21 protein-coding genes are annotated in these 20,324 nt (G+C 67.5%); 10 read left to right on the top strand and 11 right to left on the bottom strand.

From position 1 onward, the window contains the following. The first annotated feature begins 6 nt into the window (after nucleotides 1–6). Together QOL79_RS16240 and QOL79_RS16245 are read left to right on the top strand one after the other, a co-directional pair. Entirely contained in the window at nucleotides 7–2,034 is a 2,028-nt protein-coding gene (locus QOL79_RS16240) for a BamA/OMP85 family outer membrane protein (RefSeq protein ID WP_283420149.1), read from the top strand. Nucleotides 2,035–2,135: 101 nt separating this feature from the next. Next, complete coding sequence (locus QOL79_RS16245; protein ID WP_283420150.1) at nucleotides 2,136–2,969, top strand: ThuA domain-containing protein; 834 nt, start codon at nucleotides 2,136–2,138, stop codon at nucleotides 2,967–2,969. Here the strand turns inward: QOL79_RS16245 and QOL79_RS16250 are convergent. Next, the gene (locus QOL79_RS16250) at nucleotides 2,966–3,874 is read right to left on the bottom strand and encodes an arylamine N-acetyltransferase family protein (protein ID WP_283420151.1); all 909 of its coding nucleotides are present in this window, start codon (nucleotides 3,872–3,874) and stop codon (nucleotides 2,966–2,968) included. The two genes, QOL79_RS16245 and QOL79_RS16250, sit on opposite strands and share 4 nt — an antisense overlap. 158 nt (nucleotides 3,875–4,032) lie before the next feature. On the opposite strand from QOL79_RS16250, the gene QOL79_RS16255 reads away from it, so the two are divergent. Next, nucleotides 4,033–4,878: a hypothetical protein gene (locus tag QOL79_RS16255; protein WP_282949016.1), complete on the top strand. Its 846-nt coding sequence runs from the start codon at nucleotides 4,033–4,035 to the stop codon at nucleotides 4,876–4,878. A 70-nt stretch (nucleotides 4,879–4,948) separates the two neighbouring features. On the opposite strand, the gene QOL79_RS16260 is transcribed toward QOL79_RS16255, so the two are convergent. After that, nucleotides 4,949–5,356: a DUF1801 domain-containing protein gene (locus QOL79_RS16260; protein ID WP_058455153.1), complete on the bottom strand. Its 408-nt coding sequence runs from the start codon at nucleotides 5,354–5,356 to the stop codon at nucleotides 4,949–4,951. A gap of 170 nt (nucleotides 5,357–5,526) precedes the next feature. Here QOL79_RS16260 and QOL79_RS16265 point away from each other — a divergent pair, with 170 nt between their 5' ends. Beyond that, nucleotides 5,527–6,072 (top strand): Ivy family c-type lysozyme inhibitor, encoded by a 546-nt coding sequence (locus tag QOL79_RS16265; protein ID WP_282949020.1) that lies wholly within the window; start codon nucleotides 5,527–5,529, stop codon nucleotides 6,070–6,072. Between the two features lie 80 nt (nucleotides 6,073–6,152). After that, nucleotides 6,153–6,737 (top strand): 2'-5' RNA ligase family protein, encoded by a 585-nt coding sequence (locus tag QOL79_RS16270; protein WP_282949022.1) that lies wholly within the window; start codon nucleotides 6,153–6,155, stop codon nucleotides 6,735–6,737. Here the strand turns inward: QOL79_RS16270 and QOL79_RS16275 are convergent. From QOL79_RS16275 to QOL79_RS16285, 3 genes are all read right to left on the bottom strand, one after another. After that, complete coding sequence (locus QOL79_RS16275) at nucleotides 6,734–7,162, bottom strand: OsmC family protein (protein WP_058455156.1); 429 nt, start codon at nucleotides 7,160–7,162, stop codon at nucleotides 6,734–6,736. The two genes, QOL79_RS16270 and QOL79_RS16275, sit on opposite strands and share 4 nt — an antisense overlap. Before the next feature lie 51 nt (nucleotides 7,163–7,213). Then, nucleotides 7,214–7,417, bottom strand: coding sequence for a DUF2061 domain-containing protein (locus QOL79_RS16280; protein WP_204991962.1), 204 nt, complete (start codon nucleotides 7,415–7,417; stop codon nucleotides 7,214–7,216). A 73-nt stretch (nucleotides 7,418–7,490) separates the two neighbouring features. Further along, the gene (locus tag QOL79_RS16285) at nucleotides 7,491–7,838 is read right to left on the bottom strand and encodes an Mpo1-like protein (protein ID WP_282949258.1); all 348 of its coding nucleotides are present in this window, start codon (nucleotides 7,836–7,838) and stop codon (nucleotides 7,491–7,493) included. Nucleotides 7,839–7,966: 128 nt separating this feature from the next. On the opposite strand from QOL79_RS16285, the gene QOL79_RS16290 reads away from it, so the two are divergent. Continuing rightward, complete coding sequence (locus tag QOL79_RS16290; protein ID WP_204991963.1) at nucleotides 7,967–8,188, top strand: hypothetical protein; 222 nt, start codon at nucleotides 7,967–7,969, stop codon at nucleotides 8,186–8,188. Nucleotides 8,189–8,369: 181 nt separating this feature from the next. Here QOL79_RS16290 and QOL79_RS16295 read toward each other — a convergent pair whose 3' ends face one another. The 6 genes from QOL79_RS16295 to ung form a co-directional block, all read right to left on the bottom strand. After that, on the bottom strand, nucleotides 8,370–8,549 hold the full coding sequence (locus QOL79_RS16295) for a hypothetical protein (RefSeq protein ID WP_204991964.1): 180 nt from the start codon (nucleotides 8,547–8,549) through the stop codon (nucleotides 8,370–8,372). 142 nt (nucleotides 8,550–8,691) lie between these two features. Continuing rightward, nucleotides 8,692–9,144 carry a YaiI/YqxD family protein gene (locus tag QOL79_RS16300; protein WP_502957496.1) on the bottom strand — a complete coding sequence of 151 codons (453 nt, stop codon included), beginning with the start codon at nucleotides 9,142–9,144 and terminating at the stop codon, nucleotides 8,692–8,694. 24 nt (nucleotides 9,145–9,168) lie between these two features. Further along, nucleotides 9,169–9,450, bottom strand: coding sequence for a DUF427 domain-containing protein (locus QOL79_RS16305; protein ID WP_204991966.1), 282 nt, complete (start codon nucleotides 9,448–9,450; stop codon nucleotides 9,169–9,171). A 34-nt stretch (nucleotides 9,451–9,484) separates the two neighbouring features. Next, nucleotides 9,485–9,622, bottom strand: a complete 138-nt coding sequence (locus QOL79_RS16310; protein WP_283420153.1) for a hypothetical protein — start codon at nucleotides 9,620–9,622, stop codon at nucleotides 9,485–9,487. Nucleotides 9,623–9,703: 81 nt separating this feature from the next. After that, the gene (locus QOL79_RS16315) at nucleotides 9,704–10,462 is read right to left on the bottom strand and encodes a sulfite exporter TauE/SafE family protein (protein ID WP_058455162.1); all 759 of its coding nucleotides are present in this window, start codon (nucleotides 10,460–10,462) and stop codon (nucleotides 9,704–9,706) included. After that, nucleotides 10,459–11,172, bottom strand: a complete 714-nt coding sequence (ung, locus tag QOL79_RS16320; RefSeq protein WP_283420154.1) for a uracil-DNA glycosylase — start codon at nucleotides 11,170–11,172, stop codon at nucleotides 10,459–10,461. The genes QOL79_RS16315 and ung overlap by 4 nt, the downstream gene beginning before the upstream one ends. An 89-nt stretch (nucleotides 11,173–11,261) precedes the next feature. Between ung and QOL79_RS16325 the strand changes: the two genes are divergently transcribed. From QOL79_RS16325 to pbpC, 4 genes are all read left to right on the top strand, one after another. Beyond that, nucleotides 11,262–11,582 (top strand): phosphoribosyl-ATP diphosphatase, encoded by a 321-nt coding sequence (locus QOL79_RS16325; RefSeq protein ID WP_197410162.1) that lies wholly within the window; start codon nucleotides 11,262–11,264, stop codon nucleotides 11,580–11,582. A gap of 9 nt (nucleotides 11,583–11,591) precedes the next feature. Further along, entirely contained in the window at nucleotides 11,592–11,969 is a 378-nt protein-coding gene (locus tag QOL79_RS16330; RefSeq protein WP_283420155.1) for a histidine triad nucleotide-binding protein, read from the top strand. Nucleotides 11,970–12,220: 251 nt separating this feature from the next. Beyond that, a complete protein-coding gene (locus QOL79_RS16335) occupies nucleotides 12,221–18,058 on the top strand; it encodes an alpha-2-macroglobulin family protein (RefSeq protein WP_283420156.1) in 5,838 nt (1,945 codons plus the stop codon). A 119-nt stretch (nucleotides 18,059–18,177) separates the two neighbouring features. Beyond that, nucleotides 18,178–20,307, top strand: a complete 2,130-nt coding sequence (gene pbpC / locus QOL79_RS16340; protein ID WP_502957497.1) for a penicillin-binding protein 1C — start codon at nucleotides 18,178–18,180, stop codon at nucleotides 20,305–20,307. Nucleotides 20,308–20,324 lie beyond the last annotated feature (17 nt).

A 20,324-nucleotide genomic window follows, 5' to 3' on the forward strand; every position in this document is an offset into this window, starting at 1 on the left:
TACGCCGTGCAGGGGACTGCACTGGGAGTCGCGGCCGCGATCGGGATCGGCGATTCCGCACCGCTGGACCCGCCGCCGCGGTTCACGCCCGACCTTCCGCGTCCGTCGCCGGCGATCGATCGGCCTTCTGTCGATCCGCCCGATATCGGTGGGCTGGACGCGATTGCGCTATCGGCGACACCGACGCGCGTCGGCGCCTTCCTTTTCGAACCGGTCGGCGACCTGCAGCCGCCGCATCGCTGGCGTACTTCGGCCCCGGCCAGCCCGTCGGCGGATGCCCCGGCCGCGATAGCACCGGCGCCCGAATCCTTGGTCGACGCCTCGCGTCACGCCGCCCCGGCCTTGGTAGCACGCGATCTGCCGCTGCCTCCGGCCCCGGCCGCCACTTCCCCCGAACTCCCTGCCACGGCTTTTCTCCCCGCTGCTCTCCCTCTTCCCGCCGACATCGTCCTTGCCGCTCCGGCGGCGGCGGACAGCGTGCCTCCGGGCGCGGTGCCACCGGCCGATGCCCCCTTTGCAGCCGAACAGGAAGCGCACGCCATGGACGCGGGATTTCCGGCTTTTGACGCCGATATATCCGCCGTGTCCTGGCTCGGAGATCAGGGGGCACAGCGACAGGCGCTCGCCGCGCCACCCGACCTGGAGCGGCCCGGCGGCGAAGCCTGCCCTGAAACAGCCTGCGGGCCCGACGGCGGCCATGGCCCAAGCTCGCTGACCCCCGACAGCGCGGGCGGCGTCTCCCCGATGCATGCGCCGCTTCTCGATCTGCCGGCGGGGCATGGCGAGGGGGGCGTGACGCTCGCCGCCGCAGCGCCGCGGCCCGAGGCGTCCGAACTCGGTCAAAGCGCCCCTGCCGCCGACGCGCCGCCGCCCGAAATCGGCCCCGAGGGCAGCACGGTAGAAGGCGAGGCACAGGCCAAGGAAGTCGACCTGCTGAGCCCCGAACCGCTACCGCGTGGCGGGCTGGCGCTGTCGGGCGGCTATTCGTCGATCGAGGGGCCGGTCGGATCGATCAAGCTGTCGCGCACCAATATCAGCGGCCCCGGCCGCGACATCACCGCGCTGTTCCGCTATTCGGACATCCAGACACAGGCCGAGGTCGGTTATTCCGATGCCAATTTCATGGGCAGCCGCTTCGCCTTCGCGCCGACCCTGTTCTGGTCGCGCTCGTCGGCGATCGGTTTCGGCAGCGACAAGCAATCCTCCGAATTCCGGCAGGATGCGCGCGGCGCCAATATATTGATCGGCAAGGCGATCAAGGGCGGCTTTCGCGCGACCGCCAACTATCGATTCGCGAAAGAGAATTTCCGCATCAAGGACAAGGATACCGTCTGCGATCCGGCGCTGCTCGGCGGCGCTTTCTGCAACGCGCTCGGCCGCTCGCGCAGCTCGATCCTCAGCCTCGCGCTCAGCCTCGACCGGCGCAACAGCGCGGTCGACCCGACGCGCGGTTTCCAGGTCCGCATCGTACAGGATTTCGCCGGTCCGGGCGGCACATCGCGCTATGCCAAATGGCGCATTGGCGGCACCGCCTACGCGGGTTTGGGCAGCGATCTCGTCCTCTCGCTCGGGGTCGAGGGCGGGTTCCTGACCTCGCTGGGCGGGCGCGAGGTGCCGCTGTTCGACCGCTTCTACATCGGCGGCAACGCGATGCGCGGATTCGATCTGCGCGGTCTCGGGCCCAAGGTCGTGCCGACCGCCGCGGCGCCGGGCGAAACCACCGCGATCGGCGGCCGCGCCTATTATGTCGCGCGTTTCGAGGTGTCGGTCCGGCCGGGCGCGGGGACGAACCGCTTCGGAATCACCCCCAGCCTGTTCGTCGACGCGGGATCGGTGTTCGGCGCGCGCAAGTCCGACCTCGCGCCCGGCGAGGTGCTGATCGGCAATTCGGCGAAACCGCGCGTCGCGGTCGGCATCGGCGTGTCGCTCAACACGCCGGGCGGCAAGTTTCGCATCAATTTCGCCGAACCGGTCGTGCGGCAGGACGGCGACCGCTCGAAGCGCTTCTCGATTTCCTTCGGTACGGCTTTTTAGCGTCGCGACGACCAAAGGGGCGGCTACTAGCCCAGAGCGAGGGCGTTGCGCCAGGCCACCGGTATCATTAGCAAGGCGACCGCAACGGACAGGAGACGGAGATGCCTATCGCCAAACTTGCCGCGATGCTGCTGCTGACGCTGCAGGCCGGATCGACGCCCGCCCCGCCCGCGGCGGTACCCGACCCCCGCCGCCCGGCGCCGACCTTCGACACCGTCGCGCCGACCCTGCCCGAACTGAAACACCCCGCGGTGCTGATCGTCAGCAAGACCAACGGCTATCGCCACGACAGCATCGCCCAGGCGGTGCCCGCGATCGAAAAACTGGTGAAGGCGCGCGGCTGGAGCAGCTTCGCGACCGAGAACGCCGCGGTGTTCAATCCCGAGAGCCTTGCGAAGTTCGACGTTATCGTCTTCGCCAACGCCAGCGGCGACATCTATACCCCCGAGCAGCGCGCCGCCTTTCGGGCGTTCATCGCGCGCGGCGGCGGTTTCGTCGGCCTCCACAGCGCAGGCGACGGCAGCCACCCCGACTGGTTCGTACGGATGCGCGGCAACGGCAATTTCATCGGCCACCCAAGCGGCGCCGACCAGTTCCAGACGGCGTGGCTGAGCGTCAAGGGGCGCGGCCATCCCGCGACCTGGCACCTGCCCGAACGCTGGCGCTGGACCGACGAATATTACAGCTGGGACGCCCCGCCCGCCGCCGACGCGCATGTCGTGGCATGGCTCGACGAGGGCACGCTGCGGCTCGAGCAGAAGCTGCGGATGGGTGATGGTCATGCGCTGATCTGGTGGCGCTGCGAGGGCCGCGCGCGCATCTTCTACTCGGCGCTCGGCCACCGCGCCGAGGCATGGCGCGACCCGACGCACCTGCAGATGGTGAACGGCGCGATCGGCTGGGCGGCGCGCAAGGAAGGAACGGGCTGCAGCTAGGCTACGACCTCCGCCGTCGCCGCGCGCTCGATAACCCGGCGCCAGCCGGGTTCGGGGGTCAGCAGAAAGATCTCGCGCAGCGCCGCCTCGATCGCATCGGCCGACAGGTAGCGTTGATCGATGCCACCGTCCGCACGGCGGATCGTCAGCCGGTTGTCGCGCAGGCCGTACCGGGCCTCGTCCGTCGTCCGAGCCGCGATAAGCTGGTGGCGGAAGTGCGAGGCGGGATGCTGCGATGTGTACCAGTTGCCGACCTCGTAATCGATCGCGGGCGCCGGCGCATCTTCGAGGTCGTACAGCACGCGCCACTCGCCCGCGACTGCGGCCTCGACGCGGTGGCCGCCTCCGCGCGGCGTGAGGCGATAGGTTTCGTGCCGTGTCGGCTGCGCCGCGCCGGGCTGGTCCATTGCGAGCGGCTGCGGCGGTACCGTCGCGCCGAAACCGACGTCGACCAGCCAGGGCCGTCCGCCGAGCCGGACGCGGATGGTCATGTGGGTGCGCGGCGTCGCCGGAGCGTCGTCGGGCAGCATCCAGCGCACGCGCCCGATCAGCCCCTCGGCGTCGAAACCCAGTTCGGAGAGGACGCGAAGGAACAGCGCATTCTGCTCGAAGCAATAGCCGCCGCGCCCACGGTCGACCAGCTTCGCCTCGATCGCTTCCGGGGCAATATCGACCCCCGCGCCGGTGAGCGCGTCGAAGGATTCGAACGGAATCGCGGCCTGGTGCGCCGCCTGCAGCAGTGCGAGCCCCTCCAGCGTCGGCGCAGGCCGGCTGGCGAGCCCGATGCGTGCCAGATAGCGCGACAGGAAGGATGGCCGTCCCGCACCGTCTTCGGGGCGATCGTCGGCCGAAAGCGGCGGCTGGCTGTGGTGCAACATCGGCAAAGGCTCCTCGAAACGAATCATCTGCCGACGCTTATGAAAGCTCAACCAAAGTTGAGATCAAGACAAAGAGGACAAGTCCTAAAATCACCTAATCCGTCATTATATGAGGGGCTTACTCATTGCCATCGCGCATCGGCTGGGGCACAATATGCCCTACAACATAATCGTCAGGAGACCCCATGACCGCCCTACGCTTTGCCGCTGCGTTCGCCCCCGTTGCCCTGCTGTTCACCGCCACGCCCGCGAAGGCCGCGACCTGCGAGGAAGCCTTTGTGAAAAAGGGCAATGCAATCACCGGGCTCCGATTCACGGCCGCGGTAACCGTCGCCGACCTGCCGCCCGCGGTCGCGATCGGCCAGATGCGCGGGATCGCTGCGGGCAAGGGCTATGACATCATGGCCGATGAGGCCGAGTTCGGGTCGATGCTTATCGAACAGCCGATGACCGGCGGCGCGCGCGCCTTTCCGATCCAGATCACCGCCACGCAGACCGGCGGTGTCGGCACGGTCGTGATGGAGGCCAAGCTGCGCGCCGGCCAGTCGACGAAGACCGAGCTTGCGATGGCCGAAATGTGCGGCATGCTGAACGCGATCAAGGGCGGCAAGGCGGGTGCAGCCGCCGCGAAGAAGGGCGCGACCGCGACGACCGTCGCCGCCGCCCCGGTCAAGATCAGCGCGCTCGGCCTGTCGCAGCAAGTGTCGAAGGACACCGAGCGCAACGCCGCGGGCGTGCTGACGCGGTACAAGGGCAAGCAATTCACCGTCGACGGCACCGTCGCCTATGTCACCAAGGACGGCAATGCCTTTCGCATCGGCTACAAAGTTCCAGACCCCTGGGATCAGGCGATCCGCCTGCCCAACCAGGCGCCGTTCAAGACCGACATCGTCTGCTATATGGCACCGGGTCAGGCCGCCTATTCGCTCCAGCTCAAGCCCGACAAGGCGATCAAGCTGACGGGTACAGTCGAAGATTTCGACGAGTATAAGCATGTCCTCTGGCTCAAGGATTGCCGACCGGCGCAATAGCCGGCCGAAGGGGCGTTCGATGCCGATCTCCCCGCGGTGGCGCAGGGCGATGCTTCGCGCTGATCCCTACTTACGCCTTGGTGCGTGCAGGCTTCGCAAGATTCGCTTCGACCGCTCCGCGAACAAGCGCCCTGAACGCCGCTGCATCGACCCCGTCGCCTTCGAACAGATCGATCGCGCGGCGGACATTGCCGTCGAGGCTCGAATTGAACAGGCGCGCCGGATCGTCGATCGCCGCCCCCTTGGCGAAGGTCAGCTTGACCTTGTCCTTGTAGGTTTCGCCGGTGCACAGCACCCCCGCATGCTCCCATGTCGGCACCCCGCCGGGATTGGTCGGCTTGCGCCACTTGACCGTTTCGACGACGTCGGGATCGACCTCGCGGATCAGCGCGCGGAGCTTCGCCAGCGTCGCACTGCGCCAGTCGCCGAGCGACGCGATCTTGGCATCGATCAGCGCCGAGGGATCTTCGTCAGACACCCACATCTCTCCTCACATCTGCTCGCCCGACAGCAATGCCACCTTTTCCGTCATCGCCTCGGCCCGATAGCGTCCGAGCCGACGATGACATGGCGGGCGCAACGATGCTAGGCTGCGATTAGCGTACCGCCGTGTCCGCTCTCGGAAATTCGTGTTTCAGGGAGAAAGCCATGACCATCCGCCGTTCGACGATATGCCTGCCCGCCGTGGCGCTGATGCTGGGCGCCTGCGGCGAAAAGGCCGGGGAGACCCCCGCCGGCGCCGCCACGACGACAGCTCCGGCCGCGGAGGGAGCAACCCCCGCACCCGCCGCCGCTGCAAAGCCGGCCGAAGCGCCCTCGCCGCTGCCACCGACGGCCGGGTCGAAGCTCGCCTCTTATGTGGGCAAATATCCGTTCGACAAGGTCGACGGCGTCGCATGGAACGACCATGCGCTCGTCAAGGCGGGCATCGCCGCGAGCGTCAGGGACAAGGCCGCGCTGAAAGCAATCACGACGCTCGAAGGGCCCGCGGGCCCGATCGAGATGCGCGGCGACAAGGTCATGTCGTGGGCGTGCGAGGCGCATAATTGCGGCGCCCACCAATGGGCGGTGCTGGTCGACCCGCGCACCGGCGCGACCGACGTCTGCTATTATGACGAGGAAGCCGACGCCGCGAAATCGCGCTGGTTCCTGTCGACCGGCAAGGAAGAAAAACGCGACGGTAACTGCCAGTAGCGCGCGGTTCCTCGGGATGATTCGACTCGCGCGCCGATTGAGAACATAATAGGAACATTATCCGATTCGGAGGAAGACCGATGACGCCGATGTTCCGCTATTTTCTGGGCTTTCAGGTTCCGGCCGACCGCGCCGGCTGGCTGGCACGCCAATTGCCGCCCGTTTCGGGCGATCTGTTCGCGGGGCTGAAGCCGCAGAATTACCACGTGACGCTTTGCACGATCGACGAGGCGTCCGCCCCGCACCCGTTTCTGCGGCAACGGGTCGCGAAGGCGTTCGCAGCGGGATTGCCCGGCGCAGCCTGCATCCCGTTCGGCCGGATCGTCAGCAAGGGCGCGGGCGCCGAACTCGTCACCGCCGGGAGCGTCGCCGCCATTCGCCAACTCTATGAGGCGATCGTTGCGCTTCTCGCGCCGCATGGGATCGAACCCCTGTATCGCCATTCGGGCCTCCGCCCGCATGTGACGCTGGGGCATGGCAGGCATCCCTTCGATCCGGTGCCGGTCATGTGGAACTGGATCCCGCGCGATCTTGCCCTGATCGAAAGTCACGTCGGACACGGCCGCTACCGCGTCCTCCAAAGCTGGCGGCTGCTTGCTCCGGCGCAGGGCGCGTTCGACTTCATGGCCGACGAACTGCCGTCGCCGCTTCGCCGCGCGGCTTAGCCTTCCAGACTATGTTCGAGCGTGATCTCGCAGTTGAGCAGCTTCGACACCGGGCAATTCTTCTCGGCCTCCGCGGCGATCGCGGCGAACTCCTCGGCCGAAATCCCCGGCACCTTGCCCGTCAGCGTCAGCGCCGACTTGGTAATGGTGAAACCCCCATCCTGCTGCTCGAGCGTCACCGCCGCGCCGGTTTCGAGCGTGTCGCCCGAATAGCCCGCCCGCGCCAGCCCGAAGGACAGCGCCATGGTAAAGCAGGCGGCATGCGCCGCTGCGATCAGTTCCTCGGGATTCGTCCCGGGCTGACCTTCGAAGCGCGTCCCGAAGCCATAGGGCTGTGCATTCAGCACCCCCGATTTGGTCGTGATCGATCCCTTGCCTTCCTTGCCGAAGCCTTCGTAGCGGGCGGATGCGCGGTTGACGGTCATGTTGGTCTCCTTCGGTTGGGTCGGTAGGACTCGATGATGATCGGGGAGCGATCAGGCCGAAAGCAGCTTACGCCCTGACCCCAGTCGCTTCCACGCCTTTTCATGGAAGAAGAATGCGACGGCATTGATACAGGGCTCGATGATAGCGATCCCGCCGGCGAGCGTCGCCGAGCCCGTCATCACATAGGCGACGCTGAACCCGATGGTCAGATGGATCGACAAATAGGTGAAGGTCTTGATCAGGTCGGTCGGCATCGTCCGTCTCCAGTAACTGCGAACATCAAGAATTTAAGAATGATTCGCAATAACGGCCAGCGATGGCTTTCGGTCAGTCTGATCGAGTTTTGCGTTCTACCCCCGCGCGATCGAGCTCGGGGCCGAGCCGGCCGGTCAACCAGAGCCCCCACATCCGGAAATCGGCGGCGAGGCTCCACAGCGGATAGGTGAAGGTCGCCGGCCGGTTCTTCTCGACCCCGAAATGCGCGACCCACGCGAAGAAATAGCCCGCGACCGGCAAAGCGACGAGCCAGCCCCACCGCGCCGTCAGCAGCGCCGCCGCCGCGATCAGCACGACAAGGCTGGTCCCGACATAGTGGAGCGCCCGCGTCCGCGGCTTGCTATGCTCGCGCAGGTAAAAGGGCCAGAATTCGGCGAAGTTCGTGTAGAGCCGTGACATGGCGCCGAGGATGCGCTGCGGATGGCGGCTGGTCAAACGAAAGACACCCTGCCGTCGCAGCGCCAAATATTTCGGCATTCTGTGACAATGTGATAGGATCGCGGCCGGGTCGGACAGGGGAGGCGGTCATGAAGAAATCGGTTCGCGCGCTCATGGGGCTGGTCCTGCTCGACGCGATCATCATCGGCGGCGCCTGGTGGATGATCGGGCAGACGCAAAGCGGTGCCTGGAATTCGAACGACCCGGCCGAATCGATCCGGCTGGTCACGACCTCCGCAGGCGCGATGGTCGGCATCGTCACCGTCGTGTTGCTGCTGGCCTTCTTCCGTCATCGCAGCGCCGGCAACTGAACGAAGCCGCCCGACCGTCACCTTTCGGGAGGTCGGGCGGCGCCGGCGGTTCCGCCCGGTCCCCCTTCGGATAAACCGCCGCAACCCCGTGCCGGGAAATTGTGCCCTCCCGCCGGGGTCCTGCGTGGCGGGAGGGCTGGCCCCGTGCCGGCGTACGGGCCAGCACGGAACGGGAGGCTTATTAGCGCGCCGCCTCGCGGACCTTCTGCACCGCGGGAAGAAGAAGGCCGATCAGGATCTGGATCGGGCCGCTGCTGATCGTCATGCTCCCCTGCGCGGGCTGCGCCGACTGCGCCATCGCGGGGGTCGCCGACAGCGCGATCGTCAGGGCCATCACGGGGGCGATCATCTTGCTGGTCATCGTCTCTTCCTCTCGATCTGTCCGCCGGGGGGCGGTTGATGTTTCGATGAAAAGCTTTTGCCGCATGACGTCACATCTCGCGGTGATCGCGGTCACTCGCGCGAAGAAAAATGACAAGAGACTGAAAAGAAAGCGAAGAAACTTATCCTGCTCGCTTCAGCCGCACCAAAGCCGTGTCGAGCGCCTGCAGGAATTGCGACCGGTCGGCCTTGGAGAAGGGCGGCGGCCCGCCGAGTCCTTCGCCCATGCCGGCGCGCAGGTCGGCCATGATCGCGCGCGTCGCGATCGCCGGACCGATCGATGCGGCGGTGAAAGGCTTGCCGGTCGGCGCGAGCACCGTCGCCCCGGCCTTCAGCGCGCGATCGGCCAGCAATATGTCCGCAGTGATCACGACGCTCGTCGCACTGGCAGCCTCGGCAATCCAGTCGTCGGCGGCGTCGAAGCCGTCGGAGACCACGATGCGCTCGATCAATGGATGATCTGGCACGCGCAGCCGGCTGTTGCTGACGACTTTCACCGCAACCTCGTGCCGCCACGCGACCTTGTAGATCTCGTCCTTTACCGGACAGGCATCGGCATCGACGAGGATCTGGATGGTCACGGGCATCTATGGACGAAGTCAGCCGACCTCGACGCCCTTCCAGAAGGCGATGCGGCCCGCGATCGCCGCCGCCGCTTCCTTGGGTTCCGGATAATACCAGGCCGCGTCTTCGTTCACCCGCCCGTCGACCGTAACATGATGATAATGCGCGACGCCCTTCCACGGGCAAAAGCTCGTCGTCGCGCTGTCCGACAACAGCGCCGCATCGACCGCGGCGCGCGGGAAATAGGGATTGCCCTCGACGACGACGATGTCGTCGCTGTCGGCGATCACCGCACCGTTCCACACGGCCTTCACCATGACGGCCTCATGCTTTCCACCGCGGCATGCGCGGTTATTTCTTCATATTGTCGAGCCCGGCGACGACGCCCGGCTTGGTCGACGGATTGCTCGCGTTCGGCTTCTTTGGCTTTTCGGCCTTGGGTTTGCGGGCTTCCCGGCTCGATTTCTTCTGGCCTTTGGCCATGGTCATTACCTTTGCGGCGGCGAGCATGAACACCCGTCGCCGGACAGCCTAGGCGCTTTGCACGCCCGCGTCGCCCTATTCCGGCAATCATCCGTGCAGCCCGTCCCAGAGCAGCTTTGCGCCGAGGAAGACCATCAAGAGATAGATGAGGACATAGAAACGTTCGGGATTCATCCGCTTCATCCAGCGCACCGTCAGCAAGGTCGAGACGATCGCGAGCGGCATCAGCAGCAGCGCCGCGACGATCACCTCGTGCGGAAAGGCGCCGAGCGCGAGATAGGCGGGCACTTTCATCCAGTTGACGATCGCAAACAGGATCGCGCTCGTCCCGATGAAGGTCAGGTGCGGCAGCTTGCGCGGCGTCACCCACATCTGGAAAGGCGGTCCGCCCGCATGCGCGATCTGGCTCGTCAACCCCATGATCCCGCCGAAGATCGTCCCGACCCAGCCGGGCGAGGTCGACGCCGCGACGACGCGTCCGCCGCGCTCGACCCACAGGCGATAGACGCCGAACGCCAGCGTGATCGCGCCCAGCGCCATCATCAACTGCGCCTCGTTGACCCGCTCGGCATAGAACCAGCCCGCCGCGACACCGACGGCGGCGCCGGGCAGCATCCAGCCGATGATCCAGCCGTCCCATGTGTGACGAAAAGCCCAGACGCTGATTACGTCCTGCACGATCAGGATCGGCAGCAGCACCGCCGCGGCGGTCGCGGGCGGCAGGACGAGCGCCGCGAGCGGGGTTGCAAGTGCGCCGACTCCGGCCAGCCCGCCCTTCGCCATGCCGACGAGGATCACCGCCGCGACGAGCACCGCGAGCGTTACCGGGTCGGCCAACAGGCTCATGCGGCGGGCGCCTCTGGATTGTCGGGCAGGCGCCAGTCGATCGACCCGCGCCCGTGCGCCTCGAGGAACGCGTTCGCCTGGCTGAAGGGCTTCGACCCGAAAAAGCCGTTATGCGCCGACAGCGGCGACGGGTGCGGCGCGCGCAGGATCAGGTGCGGACTTCCCGCGCCCAGCCCCGGCACATTCGCCGCCTTGCGCTGCGCATGGCTGCCCCACAGGATGAACACTTTCGGCGCCGGATCGGCCGCGACCGCGGCAACTGCGGCGTCGGTGAATTTCTCCCACCCCTTGCCTTGGTGCGACGCCGCCATTCCGGCTTCGACCGTCAGGCAATTGTTGAGCAGCAGCACGCCCTGCTCGGCCCAATGCTTGAGGTATCCGTGCGACGCGGGCGCGATGCCGAGATCGGCCTTCATTTCCTTGTAGATGTTGACGAGGCTCGGCGGCGTTCGCACCCCCGGCTGGACCGAGAAACACAGCCCATGCGCCTGCCCGGGCCCGTGATACGGGTCCTGCCCCAATATCACGACGCGCACATCCTGCGGCGGCGTCGCATCAAGCGCGGCGAACCAGTCGCGCGGACGCGGATAGATCGCCTTTCCCTTGTCGCGCTCGCCCGCGAGAAACGCCTTCAGCGCCGCCATATAGGGCTGCTCGAACTCGCCGCCGATCGCTGCGAGCCAGTCGGGATGCAATTTGACCTCGGCCATGTCCGCGCTTCACCAGAGGCATCGCGGCTTGTCCAGCGCCTTTCCCGCCGCTAGGCACGGCGACGAACGAAAGGGCGGCTCCTATGGCGATCGGCGAGACATTGACGCAGCTCGAAGCGGTGGTGAACGACCGGCTCGCCGCCGGCGACGCGGGCGCATCCTATGTCGCGAGCCTCGCCGCGAAGGGCCGCGGCAAGATCGCGCAGAAGCTCGGCGAGGAAGCGACCGAAACCATCATCGCCGCGCTCACCGAGGACGATGCGGCGCTGACCGGGGAAGCGGCCGACCTTATCTTCCACCTCACCATCCTGCTCGCCGACCGCGGCCTTGGCTGGGACGCCGTCGCTGCCGAACTCGGTCGACGCCACGGCACCTCGGGCCACGCCGAAAAAGCCAGCCGCCCCCAATAGGAGCCTTCCATGCCGATCGACGCGACGCTTCCCTATGACGACGGCAATATCTTCGCGCGCATTCTGCGCGGCGAACTGCCGTCGAAGACCGTCTATGAGGACGAGTTCGCACTCGCCTTCCACGACATCAATCCGCAGGCCCCGCTGCATATCCTCGTGATCCCCAAGGGCCCTTACGTCAGCTGGGACGATTTTTCGGAGCACGGCAGCGACGCCGAAATCGCCGGCTTCGTCCGCGCCGTCGGCAAGGTCGCGCGCGATCAGGGCATCGTCGCCCCGGGTTATCGGCTGCTCGCCAACGTCGGCTTCGACAGTCATCAGGAGGTGCCGCACCTCCATGTCCATATCTTCGCGGGGCAGAAGCTGGGGCCGATGCTCGCAAGGTAAGGGGGCAACCGTCCAACCTCGTCATCCCGGACTTGATCCGGGATCCCAGCAACGTCGGCCGGATGGATCCCGGATCAAGTCCGGGATGACGAATGAAGTTAGGGTCAGGACCCATTTTCGAGTCTGTCTATGACGGCCGTCACAGCGCTTTCCCGCTTTGCGATTAACCGTGCGCGCTGCGCGGCGACGGGTGGACTCATGCACCCGTTTCCAGCAGGATAGCATTTCGGGTCAGACCGGGGAGACAAGGCATGCGGCACGGGTGGCGGGCGCTGGCGAAGCGCTATGCCGGCAGGATCAAGCTGGCGCTGATCGTTCCCCTCGGCCTCGCGCTCGTCGCCGCGGGCGGCGACACCGTCCCGCAGGTCACGCTCGCGACCCCCGGCTCGTCGGGCACCGGCGACGGCACGATCAGCCGCTTCACGCTGCGCTTCTCCGAGGACATGGTCCCGCTCGGCGATCCGCGTGCCAGGGCGCCCGCGACCCATGACTGCAAGGTCGATGCAACGAGCCGTTGGGTCGACACGCGCACCTGGGTGCTCGAATTCGAAAAATCGCTCCCCGGCGGCGTCAGCTGCCACGTCGAGCTCCGCAGCGACCTGACGACCGCGCGCGGTGTCGGTGTCGTCGGAAACAGCCGGTTCGAGATCGACACCGGAGGCCCCTCGGCGCGCGCGGTGCTGGCAGGCGGCACCTATGACGGGATCGAGGAGGACCAGATTTTCCTCGTCGCGACCAACGTCGCCGCCGACCGCGCCTCGGTCGGCCGTTTCGCCTATTGCGCGGTCGACGGCATCGGCGAGAAGATTCCCGTCGACGTGCTGCCGCGCGACACCGCGGTGAAGATCCTCGAAGGCCTTGGCAGCGACTGGTCGGCGCAGTCCTTCGCCTATGACGCCGGCCTGCCGCTGCGCCTGCCCGCCGCGGGCAGCGACCGCGATGCGCTGCTCGAGCGTGTCGTTCCGGTCAAATGCCGCCGTCCGCTGCCACCGGGCCGCGAGATGGCGCTCGTATGGGACGCGCGTATTTCACAGGCCGGCGTGCCCGGCCGCACCGCGGGCCGCGACCAGCGGTTCGACCATGACGTGCGCCCTGCCTTCACCGCGAAAATGTCGTGCAGCCGCGTCAATCCACAGGCAGGCTGCAACCCGCTGAAGGACGTCAATGTCATCTTCGCCGCGCCGGTGCCGCGCGAAACCGCGCTCGCCGCGACGCTCAGGACCGCCGATGGCAAGAGCTATGCTGCCAAATTCGACGACGACGACAAGAATGACAAATATCTCGAGCGCGTCCATTTCTCGGGCCCGCTGTCGCAGAATGTCGACGCGACACTCGTCCTGCCCGCCGACATCACCGACCAGAGCGGCCGGCGCTTGCAGAACCAGTCGAACTTCCCGCTGAAATTCCACATCGACCGCGCCCCGCCGCTGGTCAAATTCGCCGCCGAATTCGGCATCCTCGAGGCGTCCGAGGGCGGCATCCTGCCCGTCACCGTGCGCGGGGTCGAGGCGTCGATGGTCCAGTCGAACCTGAAAATGCCCGCGACGACGCTGAAGGTCGGCGACGACGATGCTGCGATCGCGCGCTGGCTGAAGCGCGTCGCCGATGCCGACGACACCGACTATCGCGAGGAAAAGAACGCGAAAGGCGAGGACGTCACGGTCAACTACACCGGCACCAAATCGGTGTTCGAGGACGCGCCCGCAGGCGGCGAACGCCGCGACATGCAGCTTTCGCCTGCCGCCGGCGGCAAGGAATTCGAGGTCGTCGGCATTCCGCTGACCGAAAAGGGATTCCATGTCGTCGAGATCGCGAGCCCCGAACTCGGCGCGGTGCTGCTCGGCCGCAAGGCGACGCGTTATGTCGCGACCGCAGCGCTCGTCACCAACATGGCGGTGCATTTCAAATGGGGCCGCGAAAGCTCGCTCGCCTGGGTGACGGCGCTCGACACCGGCCTGCCCGTCGCGGGCGCCGAGATCCGCGTCATCGACAGCTGCACCGGCCGCCTGCTCGCGCGCGGCACCGCCGACAAGTCGGGCCGCCTTGCCTTCGCGTCGACCCTGCCGCAGCCCGAAACCTATGCGAGCTGCGAGGACGACCCCGATCCCGCGAACAGCGAGGGCCACGCGCTGATGGTCAGCGCCCGCAGCGGCGACGATTTCAGCTTCACGCTCACCGACTGGGGCAATGGCATCCGTCCCTATGATTTCGACCTTCCCTATGGATGGTCCGAACGCGGCGATATCCTCCACACGCTCTTCGACCGCGCGCTCGTCAAGGCGGGCGAGACGGTCCACATGAAGCATATCCTGCGCCGTCCCGTCGGGACCGGGTTCTCGACGCCGGGGCCGCTCGCGGGCAAGCTCCGCCTCGTCCATCGCGGTTCGGATACCGAATTCGAAATGCCGTTCAGCATCGACGCGAACGGCGCCGGCGAGACGACATGGAACGTCCCCGCGTCCGCCCCGATGGGCGACTATGAACTCGTTTTCGTGACCAAGGACAAGAAGGGCGAGGACAAGACGATCTGGTCGGGCCAGACGGTCAAGGTCGACGAATATCGCCTGCCGACGATGAAGGCGACCGTGACCGGGCCAAAGACGCCCCCGGTGCGCCCGACGACGGTGCCGCTCTCCTTTTTCGTCGGCTATCTCTCGGGTGGCCCGGCACCGAATATTCCGGTCGAGATCCGCACCAATTTCCGCGCCAGCTGGAACGCGCCCGAGGATTATCGGGACTGGGATTTCGACGGCCAGCCGGTCAGGGAAGGCGTGATCCAGCTCGACGACAGCGGCGAAGAACCCGAGGCCGACCTTCCGCTCGCGCGCTCGGTTCCGCTGCGGCTCGACGCGAACGGAAGCGCCGCGACCAATATCACCGTCGATCAGCCGATCACCCAGCCGACGCAGATGGCGGTCGAGATGGACTATGAGGATGCCAACGGCGAGACGCTGACGTCGAGCCGCCGCATCATGCTCTTCCCCTCGGCGGTGCGCCTCGGCGTCAAGACCGACGGCTGGCTGATGCGCGACAACGACCTGCGCCTCAACTTCGTCGCGCTCGATTTGGATGGCCGCCCGATCGCGGGCCAGCGCGTCCAGGTCGCGCTCTACAATCGCGAGATCATCACCGCACGGCGCCGCCTGATCGGTGGCTTCTACGCCTATGACAACCAGATGCGCACGACCAGGCTCGACGCGACATGCAGCGCGACGACCGACAAGCTCGGCCGCGCGAGCTGCGCGATGGCGCCCGGCGTCTCGGGCGAAGTCACCGTCGTCGCGACCACGGTCGACGCCGACGGCAACGAGGCGCGCGCGGTGCGCTCGGTCTGGCTCGCGGGCGACGACGACTGGTGGTTCGGCGGCGACAATGGCGACCGAATGGACGTGATCGCCGAAAAGCCGCGCTATGCCGCAGGCGATACCGCGCGCTTCCAGGTCCGCATGCCGTTCCGCGAAGCGACCGCACTCGTCACCGTCGAGCGCGAGGGCGTACTCTCGAGCTTCGTCGTGCCGCTGAAGGGGACGAACCCCGTGGTGCAGGTCAAACTGCCGGCGACCTATGCGCCCGACGTCTATGTCTCGGTCATGGCGGTACGCGGCCGCGTCACCGGCAACGAAAGCTGGTTCCGCCAGATGAAGCGCGCGGTCGGCTTCAAGATCGAGAATAGCGAGGGCGCGCCGCCGACGGCGCTCGTCGACCTCGCCAAGCCGAGCTATCGCCTCGGCATCGCGAAGATCAAGGTCGGCTGGGAGGGCCATCAGCTCGGCGTCAAGGTCAAGGCCGACAAGGCGAAATATGCGATCCGCGAGACCGCGAAGGTCGGGATCGAGGTGAAGAACCCGTCGGGCAAGCCCGCAAGCGGCGCCGACGTCGCCTTCGTCGCGGTCGACGAGGCGCTGCTCCAGCTCGCGCCGAACGAAAGCTGGAAGCTGATCGACGCGATGATGGGCGAGCGCACGCTCGACGTCCTCACCTCGACCGCGCAGATGCAGGTCGTCGGCAAGCGCCATTATGGTCGCAAGGCGCTCGAACCCGGTGGCGGCGGCGGTGGCGATCTGTCGGGGCTGACCCGCGAGGACTTCCGCCCCGTGCTGCTGTGGCAGGGGCATGTCCCGCTCGACGGCAAGGGCCGCGCGAACGTCGACGTCCCGCTCAGCGACAATCTTTCGGGCTTCCGCCTCGTCGCGATCGCGACCGACGGCTCGCAATATTTCGGGACCGGCGAGGCCAGTATCCGCACCGTGCAGGATCTCGGCGTCTATGCGGGCCTGCCCGAACTCGTCCGCACCGGCGACGTCTTCGACGCGCGCTTCACGCTCCGCAACGGCACCGACAAAGCGATGACGGTCACCGCGACCCCGACGCTGTCGCCTGCGACCCTCACCGCGCCGCCGCTCACCGTGACGATCCCCGCAGGCGGCGCGGTGCCGGTCAGCTGGCAGGTGACCGCACCCGAGGCGACCGCGCCGATCCAGTGGACTGTCGATGCGGTGTCGAAGGACGGCAAGGCGCGCGACCGCCTCGTCTTCGATCAGGTCGTCGAGCCCGCGATCCCGGTCGAGACCTGGGCCGCCAGCCTGTTCCGCGTCGGCCCGAACACGACGCTGCCGATCGCGATCCCCGCGGGCGCGCTGCCCGGCGGCTATGTCGACGTCGCGCTCGCCGGCACGCTCGCGCCGCCGCTTTCGGGCGTCCGCGACTATATGGCGATCTACCCGTACAACTGCTTCGAACAGTCGACCTCGCGCGCGATCGCGCTCGGCGATCTCGGCCGCTGGCAGGCGCTCGCGGGCGCGATGCCGACCTATCTCGATAAGGACGGCCTGCTGCGCTACTGGCCGAACGAGCGGATGGAGGGCTCGATCGAGCTTACCGCCTATGTGATGGCGGTGACCGCCGCGAACGGCTTCGCGGTCCCCGAGTCGTCGAAAGCGAAGATGGTGAAGGCGCTGCAGGCGGTCGTCGAAGGGCGCCTGACCCGCAAGGGCTACGGCCCCTACGATCTCCGCCCGATCCGCATCGCCGCGCTCGCCGCGCTCGCGCGCAACAATGCGTCGAGCCCCGCGCTCGTCGCGTCGATCGACACCAAGCCGATCGACATGGCGACCGGCACGCTCGCCGACTGGCTCGTCGCGATCGAGCGCACCCCGGGCGTCCGCAACGCCGCGGCGCTTCGTACCGCAGCCGAAGCCGAGCTGCGCAAGCGGCTCGTCTATGAAGGCACGCGCCTCGACCTTGTCGATGACGCCCGCGCACCTTGGTGGATGATGACGAGCGGCGACGAGATGGCGATCAAGGCGCTCGAAGCCGTGCTCGGCCGCAAGGGCTGGGAGGATGACGCGGGCAAGCTGATGGTCGGCGTCGCGCAGCGTCAGCGCAAGGGCCATTGGGACACGACCCCGGCGAACGCTTGGGGCGCGGTCACCGTCCGCCGCTTCGCCGAGCTGTATCCGGCGAGCGCGATCACAGGCGTCACGAACATCAGCCTTGCGGGCGAAACCGCTTCGCAAAGCTGGCCGCTGCCCGCCGAAACACCCTCGCCGCTTCGCGTTGCGCTCGCCGCCGCGACGATGAGCCTCAAGCATGAAGGCACCGGTGCGCCTTGGGCGACGGTCAGCGTCAAGGCAGCCGTGCCCCTGAAAGAGCCGCTCAACGCGGGCTATCGCATCAAGCGCTCGGTCAGTGTCGTCAAGGCGGCGAACAAGGATCGTCTGACGCGCGGCGACGTAATCAAGGTCCGGATCGAGGTCATCGCCGCCGCCGGCCGGACGTGGGTCGTGATCAACGACCCGGTCCCGCCGGGCGCGACGATCGTCGGCAACCTCGGCGGCCAGTCGGAGATGCTCGGTGCGCAGGCGGGCGGGTCGAACTGGCAGCCAAGCTACGTCGAACGCGGCAAGGACAGCTGGCGCGGCTATTACGGCTGGATGCCCGCGGGCACCCACGCGGTCGAATATGTCGTGCGCTTGGGCGGCTCGGGCAAATTCACCCTGCCTCCGACGCGCGTCGAGGCGATGTACTCCCCCGCGATCCGCGGCCAGTGGCCGAACGCGCCGGTGACGGTCGCGGCATCGGCGGAGTGATGGAAAACGCGCTTGAACTTGCGCCCCTGCGAAGGCAGGGGCCCATCTCCGGACGGCTCGATTTTGAACCGGCCGGAGATGGGCTCCCGCCTTCGCGGGAGCGCGTGCTGAATTAGATGATGAAGCAAGCCCGCAAGTGGCGCTGGCAGGATGCGCTGGGCTGGCTCGCGCTCGCCACCCTCATCCTCGCCACCGCCGCGCATCTCCTCACCCGCCCTCCAACCATGCCCGCCTACGAAACGGTCCGCGCCGACTGGAAGCCGAGCGAAGCCTGGCTCTACGACCGAGACGGCCGGCTCCTCGACAGCGAGCGCGTCGATTTCGAGCGCCGCCGCCTCGCGTGGGTGCCGCTGAAGGACATCAGCCCCGATGTCCGCGACATGGTCGTCGCGGCCGAGGATCATCGCTTCTGGTCGCACGGCGGGGTCGACTGGCTCGCCATGGCGAGCGCGATCCGGACGCGCTGGACCGGGGGGCGTTCGCGCGGCGCCTCGACCCTGCCGATGCAGCTCGCCGCCTTCCTCGCGCCCGAACTCGCGCGACCGGGCCAGCGCGGCTGGCTCGCCAAGATCCGCCAGATGCGCGCGGCGCAGGACCTCGCGTCAAACTGGACGCACGAGCAGATGCTCGAGGCCTATTTCAACCTACTGCCGCTGCGCGGCGAGGCGCAGGGTATCGGCGCGGGCGCGCAAAGCCTGTTCGGCAAGACCCCCGCCGAGATGAACCGCACCGACGCCGCACTCTTCGCCGGCCTGCTCCCCAATCCCGCTGCCAGGGCGGAGGCGTTGGGCAAGCGCGCATGCCGCATAGCGAAGGCGGCCGACTGCGGCGCGATCGACGCCGCCGCCGCGACGCTCGCCTCGGGCGAGCGCGCGACGCGCTTCGACCCCGGCCTGGCACCGCACCTCGCCGCGCGGCTGCTCGACAAACCCGGCAAGCGCGTCACGACCACCATCGACCGCCGCATCCAGACCGCGGCGATCGTCGCGCTGCGCCGCCAGCTCGCGGGCCTCGGCTCCGATCGCGTCCGCGACGGCGCCGTCGTCGTGCTCGACAATGCGACGGGCGACGTCCTCGCCTATGTCGGCGGCGTCGGCCTCAAATCGACCGCGGCCGCGGTCGACGGCGCCAACGCGCCGCGGCAGGCGGGCTCGACCTTGAAGCCGCATCTCTATGCACAGGTGATCGAACATGGCTGGCTCACCGCCGCCTCGATCCTCGACGACAGCCCGGTCCAGCTCGACACCGCCTCCGGCCTCTACGTCCCCAAAAACTACGACCACAGCTTCAAGGGGCCGGTCAGCGTCCGCCACGCGCTCGCCAGCTCGCTCAACGTCCCCGCGGTGCGCGCGCTCGTCATCGACGACGTCCAGGAATTTCGCGACCGCCTCTGGGCGCTGGGCTACCACAGCCTCGTCGAGGACGGCGAATATTACGGCTTCAGCCTCGCGCTCGGTTCGGCCGAGGTCAGCTTGGTCGAGCAGGCCAATGCGTTCCGTACCCTCGCCAATCAGGGTCGCTGGTCGCCGGTGCGCTTCCGTGAAGGCGAAAAGCCCCAAGAATCCCGCCGGATCGTCAGCGCCCCCGCCGCCTTCATCGTCGGTGATATCCTTGCCGACGCCTCCGCGCGCGCCGACGCTTTCGGCGCCGATAGCGCGCTCCGCCTGCCCTTCTGGGCGGCGGCCAAGACCGGCACCTCGAAGGGCATGCGCGACAATTGGTGCATCGGCTTCACCGACCGCTACACCGTCGCGGTCTGGGTCGGCAATCTCGAGGGCGATTCGATGCGCGCCGTTTCGGGCACTTCGGGCGCCGCGCCCGTCTGGCGCGACGTGATGCTCGCGCTCCACGCGAGCAGCCCCGGCAAGGCCCCCGCAATGCCTGCGGGCGTCGAGGTGCGCCAGATCAGCCTCCCCGGCACCCGCGAGCCGCCGCGCCGCGAGTATTTCCTGACCGGCACCGCGCAGAGCGAACTGGCGGCCGCACCGCAGGCCGCGCGCCGTCCGCGCATCACCAGCCCGGTCAGCGGCAGCGTCTATGCGCTCGATCCTGACATCCCGCTGGATCGCCAGCGCCTCGCGGTGATCGTCAGCGGCGACGTTCCGGGCTACCGTCTGATTCTCGATAAGCAGGTGCTCGGCGATGCCGACGCGGGCCAGCAGATTCTCCCGCGCCCCGGCAGTCACATGCTGACCCTCGTCGATCCCGGCGGCAAGCCGATCGACCGCGTCCGCTTCACGGTGCGCTGAACTGCGACAAAGCCCCT

Source organism: Sphingopyxis sp. Geo48 (genome assembly GCF_949769155.1).
Taxonomy (GTDB): Bacteria; Pseudomonadota; Alphaproteobacteria; order Sphingomonadales; family Sphingomonadaceae; genus Sphingopyxis.

What these genes read in the sequence shown, in the direction of transcription:
- pbpC (WP_502957497.1), top strand. Translation starts at nt 18,178, where the DNA reads ATGAAGCAAGCCCGCAAGTGGCGCTGGCAGGATGCGCTGGGCTGGCTC.
- QOL79_RS16275 (WP_058455156.1), bottom strand. Translation starts at nt 7,162, where the DNA reads ATGACCGTCAACCGCGCATCCGCCCGCTACGAAGGCTTCGGCAAGGAA.
- QOL79_RS16245 (WP_283420150.1), top strand. Translation starts at nt 2,136, where the DNA reads ATGCCTATCGCCAAACTTGCCGCGATGCTGCTGCTGACGCTGCAGGCC.
- QOL79_RS16330 (WP_283420155.1), top strand. Translation starts at nt 11,592, where the DNA reads ATGCCGATCGACGCGACGCTTCCCTATGACGACGGCAATATCTTCGCG.
- QOL79_RS16310 (WP_283420153.1), bottom strand. Translation starts at nt 9,622, where the DNA reads ATGACCATGGCCAAAGGCCAGAAGAAATCGAGCCGGGAAGCCCGCAAA.
- QOL79_RS16335 (WP_283420156.1), top strand. Translation starts at nt 12,221, where the DNA reads ATGCGGCACGGGTGGCGGGCGCTGGCGAAGCGCTATGCCGGCAGGATC.
- QOL79_RS16285 (WP_282949258.1), bottom strand. Translation starts at nt 7,838, where the DNA reads ATGTCACGGCTCTACACGAACTTCGCCGAATTCTGGCCCTTTTACCTG.
- QOL79_RS16280 (WP_204991962.1), bottom strand. Translation starts at nt 7,417, where the DNA reads ATGCCGACCGACCTGATCAAGACCTTCACCTATTTGTCGATCCATCTG.
- QOL79_RS16290 (WP_204991963.1), top strand. Translation starts at nt 7,967, where the DNA reads ATGAAGAAATCGGTTCGCGCGCTCATGGGGCTGGTCCTGCTCGACGCG.
- QOL79_RS16255 (WP_282949016.1), top strand. Translation starts at nt 4,033, where the DNA reads ATGACCGCCCTACGCTTTGCCGCTGCGTTCGCCCCCGTTGCCCTGCTG.
- QOL79_RS16315 (WP_058455162.1), bottom strand. Translation starts at nt 10,462, where the DNA reads ATGAGCCTGTTGGCCGACCCGGTAACGCTCGCGGTGCTCGTCGCGGCG.
- QOL79_RS16295 (WP_204991964.1), bottom strand. Translation starts at nt 8,549, where the DNA reads ATGACCAGCAAGATGATCGCCCCCGTGATGGCCCTGACGATCGCGCTG.
- QOL79_RS16305 (WP_204991966.1), bottom strand. Translation starts at nt 9,450, where the DNA reads ATGGTGAAGGCCGTGTGGAACGGTGCGGTGATCGCCGACAGCGACGAC.
- ung (WP_283420154.1), bottom strand. Translation starts at nt 11,172, where the DNA reads ATGGCCGAGGTCAAATTGCATCCCGACTGGCTCGCAGCGATCGGCGGC.
- QOL79_RS16265 (WP_282949020.1), top strand. Translation starts at nt 5,527, where the DNA reads ATGACCATCCGCCGTTCGACGATATGCCTGCCCGCCGTGGCGCTGATG.
- QOL79_RS16250 (WP_283420151.1), bottom strand. Translation starts at nt 3,874, where the DNA reads ATGATTCGTTTCGAGGAGCCTTTGCCGATGTTGCACCACAGCCAGCCG.
- QOL79_RS16270 (WP_282949022.1), top strand. Translation starts at nt 6,153, where the DNA reads ATGACGCCGATGTTCCGCTATTTTCTGGGCTTTCAGGTTCCGGCCGAC.